Below are 20,630 nucleotides of genomic sequence, written 5' to 3' on the forward strand. Positions count from 1 at the left end.
GCCGGGATCAGCGCGCGGCGCTCATTCGAGCGGCGCGTCGTTCGGTGCCGCGTAGCGCGCCTTGATCGCGTCGTTCATCGCGAAGTCGAACGACAGCCCCTTCGGCGGCACCGGCTTCGTGAACCACTTGTCGTACAGCGCGTCGATCTCGCCGTGCTTCATCAACTGCGTCAGCACGCCGTCGACGAGCGCCTTGAACTGCGGATCGTCCTTGCGCAGCATGAACCCGTAGGCTTCCGACGATTGCGGCGTGCCGACGATCTGCCAGTCGGCCGGCTTCGCGGCGAGCTGGCGCACGCCCGCGAGCAGCACGTCGTCCATCATGTACGCCACCGCGCGGCCCGATTCGAGCGTGAGGCGCCCTTCGCCGTAGTCCTTCGCGCTGATGATCCGCATGTTCATCTTCTTTTCCTCGTTCATCTTGCGCAGCAGGCGCTCGGACGTCGTGCCCTGGTTGGTGACGACCGTCTTGCCGGCGAGGTCGGGAAAGTCGCGGATGCCCGAGCGCGTGCGCGTGAGCAAGCGCGTCGTCGCAACGAAGAAGGTGGTCGAGAACGCGATCTGCGCGTGACGCGCGGCGAGGTTCGTGGTGACACCGCATTCGAGATCGACGGTGCCGTTCTGCACGAGCGGGATGCGGTTCTGCGACGTGACGGGGATGAAGCGCACCTGCAGGTCGGGCTTGCCGGTGCGCGCCTTCATCGCGGCGATCACGCGGTCGCACAGGTCCTGCGAGAAGCCGATGACCTTGCCGTTCGCATCGACGTAGGAGAACGGCACCGACGTTTCGCGGTGGCCGATCGAGATCAGGTTGCCCTGCCGGATCTTCTCGAGCGTACCCGAGAGCGGCTCCGCGGCGAGCGACGCGCCGCATGCGAGTACGCACGCGGTGAAGAGCAGGGGGCGGCCGAACCGGGTGGCAAATCGGGACGGGAAGGACATGGCGGTCTCCGTGGCGGATGGTGATCCGTATGTTGCCAAGTACAAAATAACTGAAACAAATGTTAAGAACCGGATCACGCTGACCGATGCGGCGGGCCGCGCCGGACATCAGGGAAACTCCCGAGTCGAAATCGATGAAAAACGGGTTGTCTAGACAAGTTGGCGTAGCTACACTTCAATCCATTCCGAACTTGTCTAGACAGGATTGCTCACATGATTACGTTGACCCCCGGCCACCTCACCCTCCCGCAACTGCGCCAGATCGCACGCGAATCCGTGCAGCTGACGCTCGATCCGGCCAGCTTCGCGAAGATCGACGCCGGCGCAAAGGCCGTCGCCGACATCGCCGCGAAGGGCGAGCCGGCCTACGGCATCAACACGGGCTTCGGCCGCCTGGCCAGCACGCACATCCCGCACGACCAGCTCGAACTGCTGCAGAAGAACCTCGTGCTGTCGCACGCGGTCGGCGTCGGCGAGCCGATGGCGCGCTCGTCGGTGCGTCTGCTGATGGCGCTGAAGCTGTCGAGCCTCGGCCGCGGCCACTCGGGCATCCGTCGCGAAGTGATGGACGCGCTGATCAAGCTGTTCAACGCGGACGTGCTGCCGCTGATCCCGGTGAAGGGCTCGGTCGGCGCATCGGGCGACCTCGCGCCGCTCGCGCACATGTCGGCCGTGCTGCTGGGCGTCGGCGAAGTGTTCATCCGCGGCGAGCGTGCGAGCGCGCTCGACGGTCTGCGCGCCGCGGGCCTCGCGCCGCTGACGCTGCAGGCGAAGGAAGGCCTCGCGCTGCTGAACGGCACGCAGGCATCGACCGCGCTGGCGCTCGACAACATGTTCGCGATCGAAGACCTGTACCGCACCGCGCTCGTCGCGGGTGCGCTGTCGGTCGACGCGGCTGCCGGCTCGGTGAAGCCGTTCGACGCCCGCATTCATGAACTGCGCGGCCATCAAGGCCAGATCGACGCCGCCGCGTCGTATCGCGAGCTGCTCGACGGCTCGCCGATCAACCAGTCGCACCGCGACTGCGACAAGGTGCAGGATCCGTACAGCCTGCGCTGCCAGCCGCAGGTGATGGGCGCGTGCCTGGACCAGATGCGTCATGCGGCCGACGTGCTGCTGATCGAAGCGAACGCCGTGTCGGATAACCCGCTGATCTTCCCGGATACCGGCGAAGTGCTGTCGGGCGGCAACTTCCACGCGGAACCCGTCGCATTCGCGGCCGACAACCTCGCGCTCGCCGCCGCGGAAATCGGCGCGCTGGCCGAACGCCGCATCGCGCTCCTGATCGACGCGACGCTGTCGGGCCTGCCCCCGTTCCTCGTGAAGGACGGCGGCGTGAACTCGGGCTTCATGATCGCCCACGTGACGGCGGCCGCACTCGCATCGGAAAACAAGACGCTCGCGCACCCGGCTTCGGTCGACTCGCTGCCGACCTCGGCAAACCAGGAAGACCACGTGTCGATGGCGACGTTCGCCGCGCGCAAGCTGGCCGACATCGCGGACAACACGAAGCACATCCTCGCCATCGAACTGCTGGCCGCCGCACAAGGCGTCGACCTGCGTGCGCCGCACCACACGAGCCCGAAGCTCGCGCCGGTGATGGAGACGATCCGCAGCAAGGTGGCGCACTACGAACTCGACCACTACTTCGCACCGGACATCGCTGCGGTCGCGAAGCTCGTCGGCGAGCGCGCGTTCGCGAAGGTCGCACCGTTCTCGTTCGCGTCGGAACAGTAAGCCAATGAGCGCGCCGGTCTACCAGGAGATCAAGGATTTCATCCTGGCCCGCATCCACGCCGGCGAGTGGGAGGAGGGCGACCAGGTGCCGTCCGAGAACGAGCTGGCGCGCGAATTCAAGGTGGCGCGCATGACCGTCAACCGCGCGCTGCGCGAGTTGACGGCCGAGCAGGTGCTCACGCGCATGAAGGGTGCGGGCACCTACGTCGCGCGGCCGAAGTACGAGTCGACGCTGGTGGCGATCCGCAGCATCTCGGAGGAAGTCGGTGCACGCGGGCATGCGTATCGCGCCAGCGTGCTCGGCCTCGACACGATCCGCGCCGACGAGGCGCTCGCCGACGAGATGCAGGTGGCCGTGCGCACGAAGCTGTTTCATTCGCAGGTGCTGCACTTCGAGAATGACGAACCCGTGCAGCTCGAAGAACGATGGGTGAATCCGGCGGTCGCGCCGGATTACGCCGAGCAGGATTTCACGAACACGACGCCGAACCTGTACCTGATGCGCGCGGCTCCGCTGCAGCGCGTCGAGTACCGGATCGAAGCGGCGGCCCCGGCGCCGGAGCGGCGCGAGCAGCTGCGGATGGACGACGTCGAGCCGTGTCTGGTTTTACATCGACGCACCTGGTCGCAGGGCGTCGTCGCCTCGGTGGCGAATCTGTGGCATCCCGGCAGCCGTTATCGCTTCACCGGGCATTTCTGATTCCTATTTGATAGTCATTTTCCTTCGGGAGCAGTCGTCATGAACCATCCGAAACACATCGATCCCCGTCTCGATCCCACGCGCACGATCCGCGCGCCGCGCGGCAGCGAGAAAGTCTGCAAGACCTGGCTGGCCGAAGCGGCCTACCGGATGATCCAGAACAACCTCGATCCGGAAGTCGCCGAGCATCCGCATGCGCTCGTCGTGTACGGCGGCATCGGCCGCGCGGCACGCAACTGGGAATGCTACGACCAGATCCTCGCGTCGCTGAAGGATCTCGAAGAGAACGAGACGCTGCTGATCCAGTCGGGCAAGCCGGTCGGTGTGTTCCGCACGCACAAGGATGCGCCGCGCGTGCTGCTTGCGAACTCGAACCTCGTGCCGCACTGGGCGAACTGGGATCACTTCCACGAGCTCGATCGCAAGGGCCTGATGATGTACGGCCAGATGACGGCCGGCAGCTGGATCTACATCGGCAGCCAGGGCATCGTTCAGGGTACCTATGAAACGTTCTTCTCGGTCGCGAACCAGCACTTCAACGGCGATCCGTCGGGCCGCTGGATCCTGACGGGCGGCCTGGGCGGCATGGGCGGTGCGCAGCCGCTGGCCGCGACGATGGCCGGCTTCTCGATGATCGCGGTCGAATGCGACGAGACCCGCATCGACTTCCGCCTGAAGACGCGCTACGTCGACAAGAAGGCGACGACGCTTGACGAGGCGCTCGGCATGATCGAGGAAGCGAAGCGCACCGGCAAGCCGGTGTCGGTTGGCTTGCTCGGCAACGCGGCCGACGTGTTCGCGGAACTCGTCACGCGCGGCATCACGCCGGACTGCGTGACCGACCAGACGAGCGCGCACGACCCGATCAACGGTTACCTGCCGCAAGGCTGGACCGTCGCGCAATGGCGCGAAGCGCAGAAGGTCGATCCGCAGAGCATCGTGAAGGTCGCGAAGCAGTCGATGGCCGTCCAGGTGCGCGCGATGCTGGCGCTGCAGGAACGCGGCGCGGCGACGCTCGACTACGGCAACAACATCCGCCAGATGGCGCTGGAAATGGGCGTCGAGAACGCATTCGACTTCCCGGGCTTCGTGCCGGCGTACATCCGCCCGCTGTTCTGCGAAGGCAAGGGCCCGTTCCGCTGGGTCGCGCTGTCGGGCGATCCGGAAGACATCTACAAGACCGACCAGAAGGTGAAGGAACTGATCCCCGACGATCCGCACCTGCACAACTGGCTCGACATGGCGCGTGAGCGCATTGCGTTCCAGGGCCTGCCGGCACGGATCTGCTGGGTCGGCGTGAAGGATCGCTATCGCCTCGGCCAGGCGTTCAACGAGATGGTCAAGAACGGCGAACTGAAGGCGCCGATCGTGATCGGCCGCGACCACCTCGATACGGGTTCGGTCGCCAGCCCGAACCGCGAGACGGAATCGATGAAGGACGGTTCGGACGCAGTCAGCGACTGGCCGCTCCTGAACGCACTGCTGAACACCGCAGGCGGCGCATCGTGGGTGTCGTTGCACCATGGCGGCGGCGTCGGGATGGGCTTCTCGCAGCACTCGGGTGTCGTGATCGTCGCCGACGGTACCGCCGAAGCGCACGAGCGTCTTGGCCGCGTGCTGCTGAACGATCCGGCGACGGGCGTGATGCGCCATGCGGATGCCGGCTACGAACTCGCGCAGCAGACGGCCCGCGAAGCCGGCCTGAAGCTGCCGATGCTCGGCCGCTGAGCATGACGGCGCTCCACCAGGCGCCGGTGAACGTGACGATGATCCGCGCTGCGGATCTCGTCGCGTCGCCATGGAAGAACGGCGGTGGCGTGACGCGCGAAATCGGCGCGTTCCCGCCGGGCGCCGCGCTCGACGCGTTCGCGTGGCGCGTGAGCGTCGCCGACGTCGGCACGGCCGGGCCGTTCTCGCGTTTCGACGGGATCGACCGCACGCTGGTGCTGCTGTCCGGCGCGGGCATGACGCTCGCCGAGGAAGGCGGTGCCCGCCACGTGCTCGACGCACCGCTGACCCGCGCGGATTTCGCTGGCGAGGCGGCGATCGACGCGACGCTGCACGACGGCGAGACGCGCGACTTCAACCTGATGACGCGCCGGTCGGCCGCGCGCGGCGCGCTCGACGTGTGGCGCACAGGCGCGCACCGCATCGAGCATGCCGATACCGTGCTGCTGTTTTGCGCGGCCGGTGCGGTCGGCGTTGAAATCGACGGCACGCACTACACACTGGAAGAAATGGACACGTTGCGGCTCGACGGGCCGCGGCGTGCGTTTGACGTCGTCGTGAGCGGCAGCGGCGCGTTGCTCGCCGTGTCGCTCGCCATCGGCGAACGAGACTGAACGCATGAAACCGACTGTCTGGCATCACCTGAGGCTGTGTCCGCACGGCCATCCTGACGAGACGATCGACGACGCGGCGATCGCCGTCGACGAAACCGGCACGATCGTCTGGCTCGGCGCACTGTCCGCGCTGCCGCACGGTTATGCCCACTGGCAGCGCGAGGATCTGCACGGCGCGTGGGTGACGCCGGGCCTCGTCGACTGCCATACGCACCTCGTATACGGCGGCACGCGCGCCGACGAATTCGCGCAGCGTCTCGCGGGCGTCAGCTACGAGGAAATCGCGCGGCAGGGCGGCGGGATCGTGTCGACGGTGCGCGCGACGCGCGCGGCCGACGAGACGACGCTGTTCGTGCAGGCCGCCGCACGCCTGCAGCCGTTGCTCGCCGAAGGCGTGAGCGCGATCGAGATCAAGTCGGGCTACGGGCTCGACCTCGCGAGCGAACGCAAGATGCTGCGCGTCGCACGCCAGCTCGGCGAACGCTTTCCGGTCACCGTCTACACGACGTTCCTCGGCGCGCACGCGCTGCCGCCCGAATATGCGGGCCGTGCGGACGCGTACATCGACGAAGTGTGCGACCGGATGCTGCCGGCGCTGGCCGACGAAGGCCTCGTCGACGCGGTCGACGTGTTCTGTGAACGCATCGGCTTTTCGCTCGCGCAGACCGAGCGCGTGTTCGAGGCCGCGACGCGGCGAGGGTTGCCCGTGAAGCTGCATGCGGAGCAACTATCGAACGCGGGCGGTACGGCGCTTGCCGCGCGTTATCGCGCACTGTCCGCCGACCACCTCGAATTTCTGGACGAAGCCGGCATCGAGGCGATGAAGGCGGCGGGGACGGTTGCCGTGCTGCTGCCCGGCGCGTATTACTTCATCCGCGAGACGCAACTGCCGCCGATCGAGCTGCTGCGCAAGCACGGCGTGCCGATCGCGCTCGCGACCGATCACAATCCCGGCACGTCGCCGCTCGAATCGCTGCTGCTGACATTGAACATGGGCTGCACGCTGTTCCGCATGACGGTGCCCGAGGTGCTGCAGGGCGTCACGCGCCATGCGGCCGCGGCGCTCGGCCGCGCGGATCGCCACGGCGCGCTCGAGGTCGGCCGCCAGGCCGACTTCGCCGTGTGGTCGGCCGGCTCGCTGGCGGAGCTCGCCTACTGGATCGGCCGGCCGCTGTGCGAGCAGGTCGTACGCGGCGGCACGACCGTGTTTCGCCGGATGAATGGATAGCCTCATGACCGACACCACGTTGTTTGCTGACCATGCGTACCTGCCCGATGGCTGGCGCCGTAATGTACTGCTGCGCTGGGACGCGGCCGGCACGCTGACCGAAGTGACGCCCGACACCGACGCGCCGGCGGGCGTCGCGCGCGCGGCCGGGCCGGTGCTGCCGGGCATGCCGAACCTGCATTCGCACGCGTTCCAGCGCGCAATGGCGGGGCTCACCGAATACCGTGCGAATCCGGCCGACAGCTTCTGGAGCTGGCGCGACCTGATGTACCGCTTCGCGCTGAAAATCACGCCCGACGCGCTCGCTGCAATCGCGCGCTGGCTGTATGTCGAGATGCTCAAGTGCGGCTACACGTCGGTATGCGAATTCCACTACGTGCATCACACGCAGGACGGCTCGCGTTATCCGCAGATCGCGGAACTCGGCACGCGCGTGATCGACGCCGCGCGCGCGGCCGGCATCGGCATCACGATGCTGCCCGTGTCGTACCAGTTCGCCGGCTTCGGCGACAGGCCGCCGCGTGACGACCAGCGCCGCTTCATCAACACGCCGGACGGCCTGCTCGAACTGCTCGACGCGATGCGTCGCGTGGCACCGGAGCACGGCGGGCTGCGCTACGGCGTTGCACCACACTCGCTGCGCGCAGTATCCGAGAACGGGTTGCGCGTGCTGCTGAATGGGCTGCCCGACGATGCGCCCGTGCACATCCATATCGCCGAGCAGACGGCCGAAGTCGACGACTGCGTGCGCGCCTACGGTGCGCGCCCCGTGCAATGGCTGCTCGATCGCTTCGACGTCGATGCGCGCTGGTGTCTCGTGCACGCGACGCACGTCGACGCCGCCGAAACGGCAGCGCTCGCGAAGCGTCGCGCGGTCGCGGGCCTGTGCCTGACGACCGAAGCGAATCTCGGCGACGGCGTGTTCCCGGCCGTCGACTATCTCGCGCAGGGCGGCGTGATCGGCGTTGGTTCGGACAGCCACGCGTCGGTCGACTGGCGCTCGGAATTGCGCCTGCTCGAATATGGGCAACGGCTCGTGCATCGCGCGCGCAACGTGCTGGCGAGCGATACGCAGGCGCATGTCGCCGATCGCCTGTTCGACGCTTCGCTTGCGGGCGGCGCGCAGGCCAGCGGGCGGCGCGTCGGTGCGCTGCGCGAAGGGTGCCGCGCCGACTGGCTCGTGCTCGATCCCGATCATCCGGCGATCGCCGAACACGACAGCACGTCGTGGTTGTCGGGTATCGTGTTCGCGGAACACGGCGAGACGCCGGTGCTCGACGTCTACACGGGCGGCGAGCGCGTCGTGAGCGGCCGCCGTCATCGCGACGAAACCGCCGCGTATGCCGACTACCGCGCCGCGCTGGCGCAACTGCTGCGCTGACGCGCGCAACCGGCGCACGCCGCAAGCGTGCGCCGGCAGACCTCCAACGGTGATGTGACATGACTGAACAACCGGCTGTATTCACGCTGAAGCAGGGCACGCTGCCGCTGCTGATCTCGATTCCGCACGCAGGCACGCACATCCCCGCCGACATCGCCGCGACGATGACGGCCGACGCGCGTTTCGTCGACGATTGCGACTGGCATCTCGAACGGCTGTACGGATTCGCGGCCGACCTCGGCGCATCGATCCTCGTACCTTCGCACGCGCGTTACGTCGTCGACCTGAATCGTCCGCCCGACAACGAGAACCTGTACCCGGGGCAGGACACGACGGGGCTCGTGCCGGTCGATACGTTCGACAAGGTGCCGCTGTATCCGGCGAACGCGCTGCCCGGCAACGACGAGGTCATGCGTCGCCGCGACCGCTACTGGCTGCCGTATCACGAGGCGCTGCAAAGCGAGGTGGCGCGCCTGAAGCGCGAGCATGGCCGCGTGCTTGTGTGGGAAGCGCATTCGATCCGCTCGCACGTGCCGCGCTTCTTCGACGGCCGCCTGCCTGACTTCAACTTCGGCACGTCGAGCGGCGCGAGTGCGGCACCGGGCCTGGCAGAGGCGCTGGCCGCACGCGTGCTCGAACATGGCGGCTATACGGCTGTCGCGAACGGGCGCTTCAAGGGCGGTTACATCACGCGTCACTATGGCGTGCCCGATACCGGCGTCGAGGCCGTGCAACTCGAGCTCTCGCAGATCACCTACATGGAAGAGACGCGCCCTTACACGTATGACGAAACGCGCGCGGCGCGGATTGTGCCGCTATTGCAGACGCTCGTCGAGACCGCGCTCGCGCATCGTTGAACGCGGGCCGCTCGGATGCGGCAGCGCGGTGGCGCAGGTGCGCCGCAGCCCGCCGGCACGCAGCCTGCCGCACCGATGCAATGCACCACGCGGCATCGATCCACGGGATCGATGCCGTTTTTTTCGTGTGGCTTTAGTCTGACCGATGTCGTCATCGGCACCTGAAAATTTGACGCCATTTTTAGGTGATATAAGCTGAATGTCAGGAAATCGTCACGCGCGCACGTGCGGCGGGGCCATCGATCGTGGCCGCACCGCGCCGGAATGCGCCGCGAGACGCCTCGCCGACGTGTCGCCGCGCGGCATTGCGGCATGCGCTTCGTTGCGACACGTGTCCTGCATTCATCAGTCAGTCGAGTACGATCGTGAAAGCCGCCAGCCCTTCGATACGCCGGACGCGAAGTCCGTCGGCGGGCGCGCCGCCTCAGGCCGGGCCGATCCGGCATGCTGATCGCGGCACGCGAGCCGCCCCTTTGCGCAAGCCTCGTTGCTTCGCCATTTCCCATCGCGGCCTGCGCCGCTTCAATCTCGTGACCGCGCACGTCTTCAGCGCGGTGCAGTGCGACGGCAGCGCATCGTTGTTGCCCTAGCGTCGTTTTCCGCTTCCGTTCCGAGTCGCACCGCCTGATGCCGCATCGTCCGCGCGGCAGGGTCGCGCATGGGCATGCGTCGCGTCGTGGTGCGCGCGTGCGGCGCCGGCGCGACCCTTCATCGTCCCGCGTGCGGACGTATCGCGCGCGATTACCGGAGAGACACCCATGCGTGCGCGCCCGATCGTAGCCGTCACCGCCGACCGCATCCTGCGCGGTGCGCATCCGAACCACGCGGCGGGGGAGAAGTACCTGGCCGCACTCGTCGACGGCGCCGGCGCGCTCGCCTTCGTGCTGCCCGCGCTCGGCGCGCGCCAGCCGGCCGACGCGATCGTCGCGGCGATCGACGGGTTGCTGTTGACCGGCAGTTATTCGAACGTCGAACCGCATCACTACGGCGGCGCCGCGAGCGCGCCCGACACGCTGCACGATCCCGCGCGCGACGCGACCGCGTTGCCGCTGATCCGTGCGGCGATCGATGCGGGCGTGCCCGTGCTCGCGATCTGTCGTGGCATGCAGGAGCTGAACGTCGCCTACGGCGGCACGCTGCATCAGCGGCTGCACGCGACGACCGGCTTCGACGATCACCGCGAGCGGCCCGCCGATCCGCTCGAACGGCAGTACGGTCCCGCGCATGTCGTGCGGTTCGCGCCGGGCGGCCTGCTGCAGCGGGTCGCGCACGGCGCGCAGGAGGCGACGGTCAATTCGCTGCACGACCAGGGCATCGCGCAGCTCGGCGCGGGGCTCGTCGTCGAAGCCAGCGCACCCGACGGGCTGGTCGAGGCCGTCAGTGTGCGCGGCGCACGCGCGTTCGCGCTCGGCGTGCAGTGGCATCCCGAATGGCGCTACGCGGAACAGCCGCTGTCGCGCGACATCTTCGCGGCATTCGGCGCGGCGTGCCGCGCGCGCATGACGCATCGCATTCATGCAGCCGGTGGCGCGATGCCGTCGCCGGCCGCATCCGACGTCGACTGATAGAGGCCGATCATGCAACCCGAACTGAGCGAATTCCTGCGACAGCACCGCATCACCGAGGTCGAGGCGATCATTCCCGACATGGCCGGCATTGCGCGCGGCAAGATCATTCCGCGCAACAAGTTCGAATCCGGCGAATCGATGCGCCTGCCGCAGGCCGTGATGGTGCAGACCGTCACCGGCGACTATCCGGAAGACGGCACGCTGACCGGCGTGACCGATCCCGACATGGTGTGCGTGCCCGATCCGTCGACGATCTGCCTGATTCCGTGGGCCGTCGATCCCACCGCGCAGGTGATTCACGACTGCGTGCACTTCGACGGCTCGCCGGTCGAGATCTCGCCACGCTACGTGCTGCGACGCGTGCTCGACCTGTACCAGGCGAAAGGCTGGCAGCCGGTCGTTGCGCCCGAGCTCGAGTTCTATCTCGTCGACGTGAACGCTGATCCCGACCTGCCGCTGCGTCCGCCCGTCGGCCGCACCGGGCGTGCGGAGACCGGCCGGCAGTCGTATTCGATCGAGGCCGTGAACGAGTTCGATTCGCTGTTCGAGGACATCTACGAATACTGCGAGATGCAGGGGCTCGATATCGAGACGCTGATCCACGAGGTCGGCGCCGCGCAGATGGAGATCAACTTCATGCACGGCGATGCGCTGTCGCTGGCCGACCAGGTGTTCCTGTTCAAGCGCACCGTGCGCGAGGCGGCGCTGCGCCACAACATGTACGCGACCTTCATGGCGAAGCCGATGCAGGACGAGCCGGGCTCGGCGATGCATATCCACCAGAGCCTGGCCGATGCGCGCACGGGGCGCAACCTGTTCTCCGACGAGGACGGCGCCGTGTCGCCGATGTTCCACAGCTATCTCGCGGGGCTGCAGAAGTACACGCCCGCGTTGATGCCGATCTTCGCGCCGTACATCAACTCGTATCGCCGCCTGTCGCGCTTCATGGCTGCGCCGATCAACGTGCAGTGGGGCTACGACAACCGTACGGTCGGCTTCCGCATCCCGCAGTCGGACCCGTCGGCGCGCCGTATCGAGAACCGGATCCCGGGCGTCGACTGCAACCCGTACCTTGCGTTCGCCGCGACGCTCGCGGCCGGCTATCTCGGCTTGACCCAGCAGCTTGCACCGACCGAGCCGATCGCGTCGGACGGCTACAACCTGCCGTACCAGCTGCCGCGCAATCTCGAGGAGGGCATCTCGCTGATGGCGGCCTGCGCACCCCTGGCCGGCATTCTCGGCGACAAGTTCGTGAAGGCCTATCTGGCGCTGAAGGAAACCGAATACGAAGCGTTCTTCCGCGTGATCAGCTCGTGGGAACGCCGCCATCTTCTGCTGCACGTCTGAGCGTGCACACAACCGAATACGGAATCACGGAGGAAACATGACTTACCGCAACGACTCTGCCTGGATCCAGCCGGCCGCGCCGAGCGCCACGGCCGCAGCGCCCCGCGCGACGCAGGCACGCACGACCGCCGAATACCGCGCGCTCGATGCCGCGCACCACATTCACCCGTTCTCCGACATGGGCGCGCTGAACCGCGCGGGCAGCCGCGTGATCGTGAAGGCCGACGGCGTCTACCTGTGGGATTCGGACGGCAACAAGGTGATCGACGGGATGGCCGGCCTCTGGTGCGTGAACGTCGGCTACGGCCGCAAGGAACTCGCCGACGCCGCGTATCGCCAGCTCCAGGAATTGCCGTTCTACAACACGTTCTTCAAGACCACGCACCCGCCGGTGATCGAGCTTTCCGCGATGCTCGCGGAAGTCACGCCCGCCAGCTTCAACCATTTCTTCTATTGCAACAGCGGCTCGGAAGGCAACGACACCGTGCTGCGCCTCGTGCACCAGTACTGGCGCGTGCAGGGCCAGCCGCAGAAGAAATATGTGATCTCGCGCAAGAACGGCTATCACGGCTCGACGATCGCCGGCGGCACGCTCGGCGGGATGGGTTACATGCACGAGCAGATGCCGTCGAAGGTCGAGCACATCGTGCATATCGACCAGCCGTATTTCTTCGGCGAAGCGGCCGCCGGCGAAACGCCGGAAGCGTTCGGCCTGGCCCGCGCACAGCAGCTCGAAGCGAAGATCCTCGAACTCGGCGCGGAGAACGTCGCCGCGTTCATCGGCGAGCCGTTCCAGGGCGCGGGCGGCGTGATCTTCCCGCCGTCGACGTACTGGCCGGAAATCCAGCGGATCTGCCGCAAGTACGACATCCTGCTGGTGGCCGACGAAGTGATCGGCGGCTTCGGCCGCACCGGCGAATGGTTCGCACACCAGCATTTCGGCTTCGAGCCCGATCTGATCACGATGGCGAAGGGCCTCACGTCGGGCTACGTGCCGATGGGCGCCGTCGGCATTCACGAGCGCGTGGCGCGACCGATCATCGACAACGGCGAATTCAACCACGGCCTCACGTACTCGGGCCACCCGGTTGCAGCGGCCGTCGCGGTCGCGAACCTGAAGCTGCTGCGCGACGAAGGGATCGTCGAGCGCGTGAAGAACGATATCGGGCCGTACTTCCAGCGTCGGCTGCGCGATGCGCTGGGCAGTCATCCGATCGTCGGTGAGATTGCGGGAGCGGGGCTGGTCGCGGGCGTTCAGCTTGCGCGCGACCGGAACCGGCGCGAGCGGTTCGGTGCGAACGTCGATATCGGCACGATCTGCCGCGACTTCTGCTTCAACGGCAACCTGATCATGCGCGCGACCGGCGACCGGATGCTGCTGTCGCCGCCGCTCGTGATTCGCGAGGCGGAGGTCGACGAGATCGTCGACAAGGCGAAGCGCGCGTTCGATGCGACGGCGGAGCGGGTGGGGTAGTCCGCGTGAGTCGTCGTCGCGCCCACCATGGTTACACGTGGTCGTAGCGCTGCAGATCGAATTCGATGATGCGTGCGACGCAAGCCGTGATGGTCGTCGTTCCGGTCTCGAGGACGAGGTCGGCGGAGACAGGTGCTTCGTATGGATCGGAAATGCCGGTGAACTGGCGTGTCTGGCCGGTCATCGCTTTTGCGTAGAGGCGCTTTGGATCGCGGGCAGAGCAGGTCTCGATGTCGGTCTGCAAGTAGATTTCCACGAAGCGCTCGCTGCCGATGATGTCTCGTGCAAGTTGCCGGTCCGCGGCGTAGGGCGAGATCAGCGCAACGATCACCGTGATCCCCTGGGCGTTCGGCAGCTTCGCTATTTCGGCCGTGCGTCGACAGTTCTCTGCGCGGTCTTCGCGCGTGAAGCCTAGATCGGGCGACACGCCCGTGCGGAGTTCGTCGCCGTCGAGAATGCATACGGGAATCTGGTGTTCGCGAAGGTGGGCAGCGACCTGGCGCGAAAGAGTAGATTTGCCGGCGCCGCTCAGGCCGGTTAACCACAAGGTGTGTGACGTGGACAGTGTCTTGGCTTCGTCGGAACGGTGCGCACGGGTCACGTTGTGCCGTGATCCTGCTCACCCGGTCGTGTTGACTGGAGTGGGGGCCGGCGCCGCCTCGGTCGGCCGTTATTGTGGGTCGATTCTATTCAGCCACTAGCAGATAGATGTTACAGATTAGTTACCGCGTATTACGAATACTCGATTGTTGGGGCGACGCGGTGCGGTGCCGCGCAATCGAGAGGTTGGGGATGTGTGGTGTGCGCGTGCGATGCGCGGCGTTCGGCATGAATTGGTGGCGTCGTGCCAACTCGGGCGATCCAGTCATGAAATCAGCGACGCCAAAACGAAAAGGCCCTGCGTCATGAGACGCAGGGCCTTGAATTCTTTGGTGGGCGGTACTGGGATCGAACCAGTGACCCCTGCCGTGTGAAGGCAGTGCTCTACCGCTGAGCTAACCGCCCAAAGAAGCTGAAATTATGTCAGAGCTTTTGGGGTTCGTAAAGCCCTTTCTGCAAATTTTTTCCAGACCCGCGCAACGACCGGTCAGCCGGCCGTGGACGGCTCGACGAGATCGAGGATCGACCCGTCGCGCTTGAGCGTCGCGAGCACGATGCTCGAGTTGATCGACATCACGCCCGCGGCGCGGTGCAGACGGTTGATCACGAAATCCGAATAGTGATCGAGGTCGCGCGCGCGCACCGTCAGCACGTAGTTCGACCCGCCCGTGACGATCTGCGCCGCGATGACCTCCGGCCACTGCTGGATCGCCTCCACGAACCGGTCGTGCCACTCGGGTACGTCCGGCCGCATCGACACATGCACGAGCGCCTCGAACGCGACACCGACCTTCTTCGGCTCGATCGCGCAGCGATACCCGGCAATGGCGCCACGTTCCTCCAGCAGTTTCACGCGCCGCAGGCATGCCGACGGCGACAGTGCGACCGCGTTCGCGAGGTCCTGATTGCTGATGCGTCCGTCCCGTTCGAGGTGCCGGAGGATCCGCATGTCGGTTCGATCCAGGGTCATTTCGCAGAATCCGGTGAATTTTTAGATGAGATCCGCAGACTTTACTGAAATCTGGCAGGTTCGTCATCGAAAAGTGAAGCTCATTCTATTTCGTCCTCGATAACATGCGCCCCATGTCCTGGCCGCTCATCCCGACGCAACGTGATGCCTCCGGTTGTCCCGCCGCCTTCAACCTTTACCGTCATTCCGCCATGTACGAACACATTCCCGCCTACCCGGGCGATCCGATCCTGTCGCTGTTCCAGGCATTCCAGCAGGATGCGCATCCGCACAAGGTCAACCTGAGCATCGGCCTCTACTACGACGACTCGGGCCGGATTCCGGTCCTCGACAGCACCGGCATCGCGGCCGCGCGGCTACGCGAGGCCGGTGCGCCGCACACGTACCTGCCGATGGAAGGGCTCGCCGCGTACCGGCAGGGTGTGCAGCGCCTCGTGTTCGGCGACGACTGCGCGGCGCTCGCGGAAGGGCGCATCGCGACGCTGCAGACGCTCGGCGGATCGGGCGCGATCCGGCTCGGCGCGGAATTCGTGAAGCGTTATTTCCCCGACAGCGCGATCTGGATCAGCGACCCGACGTGGGACAACCACCGCGTGATCTTCTCGGCCGCCGGCCTCGATGTGCACACGTATCCGTACTACGACGCGTTGCGCAACGGCATCCGCGTCGACGCGATGCTCACCACGCTCGATGCGTTGCCGGCGCGCAGCGTCGTGCTGCTGCAGCCGTGCTGCCACAACCCGACGGGGCTCGACCTCGACCGCGACGCATGGCGCGCGGTGATCGACGTGCTCGCGCGGCGCGGGTTGATTCCGTTCCTCGACATGGCATACCAGGGGTTCGGCGACGGTCTCGCCGACGACGCGTGGGCTGTGCGCGCGATCGTCGATGCCGGGCTGCCCGCGATCGTCGGCAATTCGTTTTCGAAGAACTTCTCGCTGTACGGCGAGCGTGTCGGCGGGCTGTCGGTCGTCTGCGCGAACGCGGGCGAGGCCGCGACCGTGCTGAGCCAGTTGCAGGCCGGCGTGCGTCGCACCTATTCGAGCCCGCCGCTGTTCGGCGCACAACTCGTGTCGACCGTGCTGAACGACGACGCGTTGCGCGTGCGCTGGGACGACGAGGTCGCGCAGGTGCGCGCGCGCATCAAGCGGATGCGCGGCGAACTGAAGGCCCGGCTCGACGCGCGGCTGCCGGACCGCGCGTTCGATGCACTCGTCACGCAGCGCGGGATGTTCAGCTACACGGGCATGGCCGCGACCGACGTCGACCGGTTGCGTGCCTCGCACGGCGTCTATCTGCTGCGCTCAGGGCGCATGTGCATCGCGGGCCTGAACGATGCAAACGTCGACCACGTCGCGAACGCGATCGCCGACGTGCTCGGCGGCGCGTCGCGGCAGGCCGCCTGAATTTCTCGACCCCGATCCAAAAGGAGGACACGATGGCTGAAACGATCCCGGTCGACCTGCCGCAACTCGCGCAACCGTTCTCGTGGGCGACCCGCGCGGGCGGGTTGATGTTTACGGGGCACGGGCCGGTCGACGCGTCCGGCGCGATTGCCGGCGACACGATGGGCGAACAGGCGCGCATTACGCTCGCGAATCTCGCGAAGGCCGTCGCGGCGGCCGGCGCGACGATGGACGACGTCGCGCAGGTGCTTGTCTACCTGTCCGACGTGAACGCCATGCCCGAATTCGATACCGAATACCGGCGCCACTTCCGCGAACCGTATCCGAACCGGACGTGCGTCGGCGTACAGGGTTTCGCCCATCCGGCGATGCGCGTCGAACTCGTCGCGTACGTCGCGCTGCCCGCGGCGCGCACCTAGCAGGAACACCGCATTGCGCGGTGTGCATTCACGCAATCATCAATAAACAAGAGCAGGACTGGAGGAGAACATGAGGACAATCAATCGATTCGCACTACCAATGATGACGGGTGCGCTTGCCGCGAGCGGTGCGATGGCGCAGAGCAGCGTGACGCTGTACGGGATCGTCGACCAGAGCATTCGCTATACGACGCATGCCGACGCGTCGAACGATGCCAGCGTGCAGATGACCAACGGCGCGATCACGAACAGCCGCTGGGGGCTGAAGGGCAGCGAGGCGCTCGGCGGCGGGCTGCAGGCGATCTTCCGGCTGGAGAGCGGTTTCGAGCCGCAGAACGGGCAACTCGACGGCGCGCTGTTCGGCCGCGACGCGTATGTCGGCCTCGCGAGCGATTGGGGTACCGTGAAGCTCGGCCGCCAGGCGACCGAGGCGTTCAACCTGTTCGGCGATCTCGATCCGCTGACGGTCGGCAACTACACGGCCAACATGTGGCCGTATTTCCTCACGCAAGGGCGTGCGAGCAACGTCGTCAGCTACGACGGCACGTTCGGCGGGCTGAACGTCGGCGCGAGCTACGGCTTCGGTGGCGTCGCGGGCAGCCTCGGCGCGAATGCGTACTGGGGCACGCACGTGTCGTACACGCAGGGCGGGCTGATGGTCGGCGCGACGTACCAGCAGGTGCGCGACCTGAACAGCCGCGCGCAGCAGGCGTGGGGCGCGGGCGCACGCTACGCGTTCGGCGCGGCGACCCTGTACGCGGGCTATCTCGGCGGCATCGACCGCACGGGCATGCTCGACCAGCAGTTGCTGAACGCGCCGGGCCGCGACGTGACCTACGGTGCATTCGCGGACAACCCGCGTCGCGACGCGATCTTCTACACGGGCGCGAGCGTCAAGGTCACGCCGGCCGTGTCGGTGACGGGCGTCGCGTATTACGACGACATCCGCGACGTCAACGGCGTCGCCGGCAACGGCGGCAAGCGCTATACGGGCGTGCTTGAGGCCGAGTACGCTTTGTCGAAGGCAACGCAGGTCTACGCGACGCTCGACTACAACCGCGTGACGGGCGGCGCGTTCACGGAATTGCCCGGACGCGGCAACCAGACCGGCGTGGCGGCCGGCCTGCGCCACCTGTTCTGAGCACGCGGCGCGCAGCGGCCGGCCGGTCCGGCACCGGCCCGCGCGCCGTCGACGTTCCGACCGGACAATCGCTTTCGAACGAGGTCATTCGATGCAACCAGAAGGGCAATTCCAGCATATCGCGGCGCGCGAGCAGGGCCTGCGTCGCACGCTTTCCGCACGGCAGATGGCGATGATCGCGATCGGCGGCGCCATCGGCACCGGTCTCTTTCTCGGCAGCGGCTTCGCGATCGGCTTCGCGGGCCCGAGCGTACTCGTGAGCTACGCGATCGGCGCGTTCATCTCGCTGCTGCTGATGGGCTGTCTCGCGGAGATGACGGTCGCGCACCCGACCTCCGGTTCGTTCGGCGCGTATGCCGAACATTACGTGAGCCCGTGGGCCGGATTCCTCGTGCGCTACGCGTACTGGGCGTGCATCGTGCTCGCGGTCGGCACCGAGGTCACCGCGATCGCGCTGTACATGAAGTACTGGTTCCCGGGCGTGCCGGGCTGGCTGTGGATCGTCGGGTTCTCCGCGCTGCTGGTGTTCGTCAATGCGCGCAGCGTCGACGTGTTCGGCGCGGTGGAGTACGGCTTCTCGGTCGTGAAGATCGCGGCGATCGTTGCCTTCATCCTGCTCGGCGCCTATGTCGTGTTCGGCAATCCGGGGCTGGTCGGCGACGGCGCCGCACGCGCGGGATTCCACCATTACACCGATCACGGCGGCTTCTTTCCGAAGGGGGCGTGGGGCACGTGGGTCGCGGTGATCGTGTCGATCTTCAGCTACCTGAGCATCGAGATGATCGCGGTCGCGGCCGGTGAAGCCGAGGATCCCGAGCGCGCGGTCACGCGTGCGTTCCGCTCGACGATCGTGCGGCTCGTGCTGTTCTACCTCGTCACGCTCGCGCTGATGCTCGCGATCGTGCCATGGACGGCGGCGGGGCGCGACGAAAGCCCGTTCGTGAAAGTGATGGAGGCGATTCACCTGCCGGGCGCGGCCGGGCTGATCAACTTCGTCGTGCTGATCGCCGCGCTGTCCGCGATGAACAGCCAGCTCTACATCACGACGCGGATGATGTTCAGCCTGTCGCGTGCGGGCCATGCGCCGAAGGCGCTCGGCGAAGTGAACGCACGCGGCGTGCCGTTCGGCGCGCTGATGCTGTCGACGCTCGGCATCGCGCTGGCGACCGTGCTGAGCGTGCTGTATCCGGACGCGTCGTTCACGATCATGATGGCGGTGTCGATGTTCGGCGCGCTGTTCACGTGGATGATGATCTTCGTCACGCACTATTGTTTCCGGCGTCGCCGGGCGGCGCTCGGCTTGCCGGCGCCCGCGTTCCGGATGCGCGGTTTTCCGCTGCTGACGCTGCTCGGCGCGGGCCTGATGCTCGCGGTGATGGTGACGACCTACTTCACGGCGGAATTCCACATGACGCTGATCTTCGGCATTCCGTTCCTGGTTGCGCTGTCGGTCGTGTACGCGGTGTGGTATCGGCGTGCGCAGCCGGTACTCCAGCCCGACGCGAAGTTGTGACGTAGCGGTGGGTGCGTGCGCTCAGCCCGCGAGTGCGGGCAGTGCGTCGATCGACGCGCGGACGTAATCCGCGAAGCGCAGCGCAACCGGTTCAGTGGCGCCGCTGCGCTTCAGCGCGAGCGTGCGCGATTCGAGCGACGCATCCTTCAGCGGCCGGAATGCGAGCCGGTCACTCTTTACCTGCTGCAACACGCGCGGCACGAGCGCGAGCCCCATCCCGAACTCGATCATCGACAGGATCGTCTGCCACAGCCGTGCCTCGTGGCGGATCAGCGGGCTGAAACCGGCGTTCACACACTGCGCGATGATCAGGTCGTGATAATGCGGCGCCGCTTCGCGCGGGAACAGGATGAACGGTTCCGCGGCCAGCGAGGCGAGCGCGACCTGCTTGCGCCGCGCGAGCGGATGCGCGGCCGGCAGGCAGCACACGAACGGTTCCGCATAGACGGGCGTCGATTCGACCTCGGGCGGGAAGTGGCCCCAGTGCGCGTAGCCGAGATCGATCTGGCCGCGCTGGATCGCCTGCACCTGCGACTGGGTGTTCATTTCGCTCAGCACGACCTCGACGCCCGGATAGTCGGCCTCGAAGCGCCGCACGGCATCGGGCAGCCCGCGATACAGCATCGAATGAACGAAGCCGATCCGCAACCGCCCCGCGAGACCCGATGCGGAGCGCACCGTCAGGCGTTCGGCCTCGGCCGCCTGCAGCAGCAGCCGGCGCGCTTCGCGGAGCAGTACCTCGCCCGCGTTGGTCAGTGCGACGGTCTTGTTGGTGCGTGAGAACAGCTGGACGCCGAGTGCGTCCTCGAACTTGCGGATGTCGAAACTCAGCGCCGGCTGCGAGATGAACAGGCGCTTCGCCGCGCGCCCGAAGTGCAGCTCCTCGGCGACCGCCACGAAGTAGCGCAACTGCCTCAGTTCCATGGTGTCTCCTCGCGGCGTCGGTATCGATAAGCGATATCTATCGTACCGGATAAATCCTGTATTGGACGCTTATCGAACGCG

Annotated in this window: 19 protein-coding genes and 1 tRNA gene; 15 read left to right on the plus strand and 5 right to left on the minus strand. The window is 66.7% G+C overall.

Annotation, left to right across the window (positions count from 1 at the left end):
* Positions 1–21 precede the first annotated feature (21 nt).
* Entirely contained in the window at positions 22–942 is a 921-nt protein-coding gene (locus LGN17_RS10345) for a glutamate/aspartate ABC transporter substrate-binding protein (protein ID WP_226196541.1), read from the minus strand.
* Here LGN17_RS10345 and LGN17_RS10350 point away from each other — a divergent pair.
* From LGN17_RS10350 to LGN17_RS10400, 11 genes are all read left to right on the plus strand, one after another.
* Positions 941–1,096, plus strand: a complete 156-nt coding sequence (locus tag LGN17_RS10350; RefSeq protein ID WP_226196543.1) for a hypothetical protein — start codon at positions 941–943, stop codon at positions 1,094–1,096. The two genes, LGN17_RS10345 and LGN17_RS10350, sit on opposite strands and share 2 nt — an antisense overlap.
* Before the next feature lie 59 nt (positions 1,097–1,155).
* A complete protein-coding gene (gene hutH, locus LGN17_RS10355; protein WP_226196545.1) occupies positions 1,156–2,679 on the plus strand; it encodes a histidine ammonia-lyase in 1,524 nt (507 codons plus the stop codon).
* 4 nt (positions 2,680–2,683) lie between these two features.
* On the plus strand, positions 2,684–3,379 hold the full coding sequence (gene hutC, locus LGN17_RS10360; RefSeq protein ID WP_059578316.1) for a histidine utilization repressor: 696 nt from the start codon (positions 2,684–2,686) through the stop codon (positions 3,377–3,379).
* Positions 3,380–3,418: 39 nt separating this feature from the next.
* Positions 3,419–5,107 (plus strand): urocanate hydratase, encoded by a 1,689-nt coding sequence (hutU, locus tag LGN17_RS10365; RefSeq protein ID WP_027786936.1) that lies wholly within the window; start codon positions 3,419–3,421, stop codon positions 5,105–5,107.
* Positions 5,108–5,109: 2 nt separating this feature from the next.
* Complete coding sequence (locus LGN17_RS10370) at positions 5,110–5,721, plus strand: HutD family protein (protein ID WP_226196548.1); 612 nt, start codon at positions 5,110–5,112, stop codon at positions 5,719–5,721.
* A 4-nt stretch (positions 5,722–5,725) separates the two neighbouring features.
* On the plus strand, positions 5,726–6,949 hold the full coding sequence (gene hutI / locus LGN17_RS10375; RefSeq protein ID WP_226196551.1) for an imidazolonepropionase: 1,224 nt from the start codon (positions 5,726–5,728) through the stop codon (positions 6,947–6,949).
* A 4-nt stretch (positions 6,950–6,953) separates the two neighbouring features.
* Positions 6,954–8,330: a formimidoylglutamate deiminase gene (locus LGN17_RS10380; RefSeq protein WP_226196554.1), complete on the plus strand. Its 1,377-nt coding sequence runs from the start codon at positions 6,954–6,956 to the stop codon at positions 8,328–8,330.
* A 59-nt stretch (positions 8,331–8,389) separates the two neighbouring features.
* Positions 8,390–9,187, plus strand: a complete 798-nt coding sequence (hutG, locus tag LGN17_RS10385; RefSeq protein WP_226196556.1) for an N-formylglutamate deformylase — start codon at positions 8,390–8,392, stop codon at positions 9,185–9,187.
* 758 nt (positions 9,188–9,945) lie between these two features.
* Positions 9,946–10,752: a gamma-glutamyl-gamma-aminobutyrate hydrolase family protein gene (locus LGN17_RS10390; protein WP_226196559.1), complete on the plus strand. Its 807-nt coding sequence runs from the start codon at positions 9,946–9,948 to the stop codon at positions 10,750–10,752.
* 12 nt (positions 10,753–10,764) lie between these two features.
* Positions 10,765–12,102, plus strand: a complete 1,338-nt coding sequence (locus tag LGN17_RS10395; RefSeq protein WP_226196561.1) for a glutamine synthetase family protein — start codon at positions 10,765–10,767, stop codon at positions 12,100–12,102.
* 37 nt (positions 12,103–12,139) lie between these two features.
* Entirely contained in the window at positions 12,140–13,576 is a 1,437-nt protein-coding gene (locus tag LGN17_RS10400; protein ID WP_226196564.1) for an aspartate aminotransferase family protein, read from the plus strand.
* 31 nt (positions 13,577–13,607) lie between these two features.
* Here LGN17_RS10400 and cysC read toward each other — a convergent pair whose 3' ends face one another.
* The 3 genes from cysC to LGN17_RS10415 all read right to left on the minus strand — a co-directional run bounded on the left by cysC (position 13,608) and on the right by LGN17_RS10415 (position 15,146).
* Positions 13,608–14,177, minus strand: a complete 570-nt coding sequence (cysC, locus tag LGN17_RS10405) for an adenylyl-sulfate kinase (protein ID WP_226196566.1) — start codon at positions 14,175–14,177, stop codon at positions 13,608–13,610.
* A 329-nt stretch (positions 14,178–14,506) separates the two neighbouring features.
* A tRNA-Val gene (locus LGN17_RS10410) sits at positions 14,507–14,581 on the minus strand.
* Between the two features lie 82 nt (positions 14,582–14,663).
* Positions 14,664–15,146 carry an Lrp/AsnC family transcriptional regulator gene (locus LGN17_RS10415; RefSeq protein ID WP_174917730.1) on the minus strand — a complete coding sequence of 161 codons (483 nt, stop codon included), beginning with the start codon at positions 15,144–15,146 and terminating at the stop codon, positions 14,664–14,666.
* Positions 15,147–15,337: 191 nt separating this feature from the next.
* On the opposite strand from LGN17_RS10415, the gene LGN17_RS10420 reads away from it, so the two are divergent.
* The 4 genes from LGN17_RS10420 to LGN17_RS10435 all read left to right on the plus strand — a co-directional run bounded on the left by LGN17_RS10420 (position 15,338) and on the right by LGN17_RS10435 (position 19,625).
* Positions 15,338–16,552: an amino acid aminotransferase gene (locus LGN17_RS10420; RefSeq protein WP_226196569.1), complete on the plus strand. Its 1,215-nt coding sequence runs from the start codon at positions 15,338–15,340 to the stop codon at positions 16,550–16,552.
* A 32-nt stretch (positions 16,553–16,584) separates the two neighbouring features.
* On the plus strand, positions 16,585–16,971 hold the full coding sequence (locus LGN17_RS10425; protein WP_226196571.1) for a RidA family protein: 387 nt from the start codon (positions 16,585–16,587) through the stop codon (positions 16,969–16,971).
* A gap of 70 nt (positions 16,972–17,041) precedes the next feature.
* Positions 17,042–18,112 (plus strand): porin, encoded by a 1,071-nt coding sequence (locus LGN17_RS10430; protein WP_413227018.1) that lies wholly within the window; start codon positions 17,042–17,044, stop codon positions 18,110–18,112.
* Between the two features lie 91 nt (positions 18,113–18,203).
* Complete coding sequence (locus LGN17_RS10435) at positions 18,204–19,625, plus strand: amino acid permease (protein ID WP_226196574.1); 1,422 nt, start codon at positions 18,204–18,206, stop codon at positions 19,623–19,625.
* Between the two features lie 21 nt (positions 19,626–19,646).
* Here the strand turns inward: LGN17_RS10435 and LGN17_RS10440 are convergent, their stop codons facing one another.
* Complete coding sequence (locus tag LGN17_RS10440) at positions 19,647–20,549, minus strand: LysR family transcriptional regulator (protein WP_226196576.1); 903 nt, start codon at positions 20,547–20,549, stop codon at positions 19,647–19,649.
* Positions 20,550–20,630 lie beyond the last annotated feature (81 nt).

Source organism: Burkholderia sp. AU30280 (assembly GCF_020420125.1).
GTDB lineage: Bacteria > Pseudomonadota > Gammaproteobacteria > Burkholderiales > Burkholderiaceae > Burkholderia.

Bases quoted from the DNA above. Each gene is read 5' to 3' on its own strand.
- LGN17_RS10345 (WP_226196541.1), bottom strand. From the start codon at position 942: ATGTCCTTCCCGTCCCGATTTGCCACCCGGTTCGGCCGCCCCCTGCTC.
- hutI (WP_226196551.1), top strand. From the start codon at position 5,726: ATGAAACCGACTGTCTGGCATCACCTGAGGCTGTGTCCGCACGGCCAT.
- LGN17_RS10350 (WP_226196543.1), top strand. From the start codon at position 941: ATGGCGGTCTCCGTGGCGGATGGTGATCCGTATGTTGCCAAGTACAAA.
- LGN17_RS10390 (WP_226196559.1), top strand. From the start codon at position 9,946: ATGCGTGCGCGCCCGATCGTAGCCGTCACCGCCGACCGCATCCTGCGC.
- LGN17_RS10400 (WP_226196564.1), top strand. From the start codon at position 12,140: ATGACTTACCGCAACGACTCTGCCTGGATCCAGCCGGCCGCGCCGAGC.
- LGN17_RS10370 (WP_226196548.1), top strand. From the start codon at position 5,110: ATGACGGCGCTCCACCAGGCGCCGGTGAACGTGACGATGATCCGCGCT.
- LGN17_RS10395 (WP_226196561.1), top strand. From the start codon at position 10,765: ATGCAACCCGAACTGAGCGAATTCCTGCGACAGCACCGCATCACCGAG.
- LGN17_RS10415 (WP_174917730.1), bottom strand. From the start codon at position 15,146: ATGACCCTGGATCGAACCGACATGCGGATCCTCCGGCACCTCGAACGG.
- LGN17_RS10425 (WP_226196571.1), top strand. From the start codon at position 16,585: ATGGCTGAAACGATCCCGGTCGACCTGCCGCAACTCGCGCAACCGTTC.
- LGN17_RS10430 (WP_413227018.1), top strand. From the start codon at position 17,042: ATGAGGACAATCAATCGATTCGCACTACCAATGATGACGGGTGCGCTT.
- LGN17_RS10380 (WP_226196554.1), top strand. From the start codon at position 6,954: ATGACCGACACCACGTTGTTTGCTGACCATGCGTACCTGCCCGATGGC.
- LGN17_RS10435 (WP_226196574.1), top strand. From the start codon at position 18,204: ATGCAACCAGAAGGGCAATTCCAGCATATCGCGGCGCGCGAGCAGGGC.
- hutH (WP_226196545.1), top strand. From the start codon at position 1,156: ATGATTACGTTGACCCCCGGCCACCTCACCCTCCCGCAACTGCGCCAG.
- LGN17_RS10420 (WP_226196569.1), top strand. From the start codon at position 15,338: ATGTACGAACACATTCCCGCCTACCCGGGCGATCCGATCCTGTCGCTG.
- hutC (WP_059578316.1), top strand. From the start codon at position 2,684: ATGAGCGCGCCGGTCTACCAGGAGATCAAGGATTTCATCCTGGCCCGC.
- hutU (WP_027786936.1), top strand. From the start codon at position 3,419: ATGAACCATCCGAAACACATCGATCCCCGTCTCGATCCCACGCGCACG.
- LGN17_RS10440 (WP_226196576.1), bottom strand. From the start codon at position 20,549: ATGGAACTGAGGCAGTTGCGCTACTTCGTGGCGGTCGCCGAGGAGCTG.
- hutG (WP_226196556.1), top strand. From the start codon at position 8,390: ATGACTGAACAACCGGCTGTATTCACGCTGAAGCAGGGCACGCTGCCG.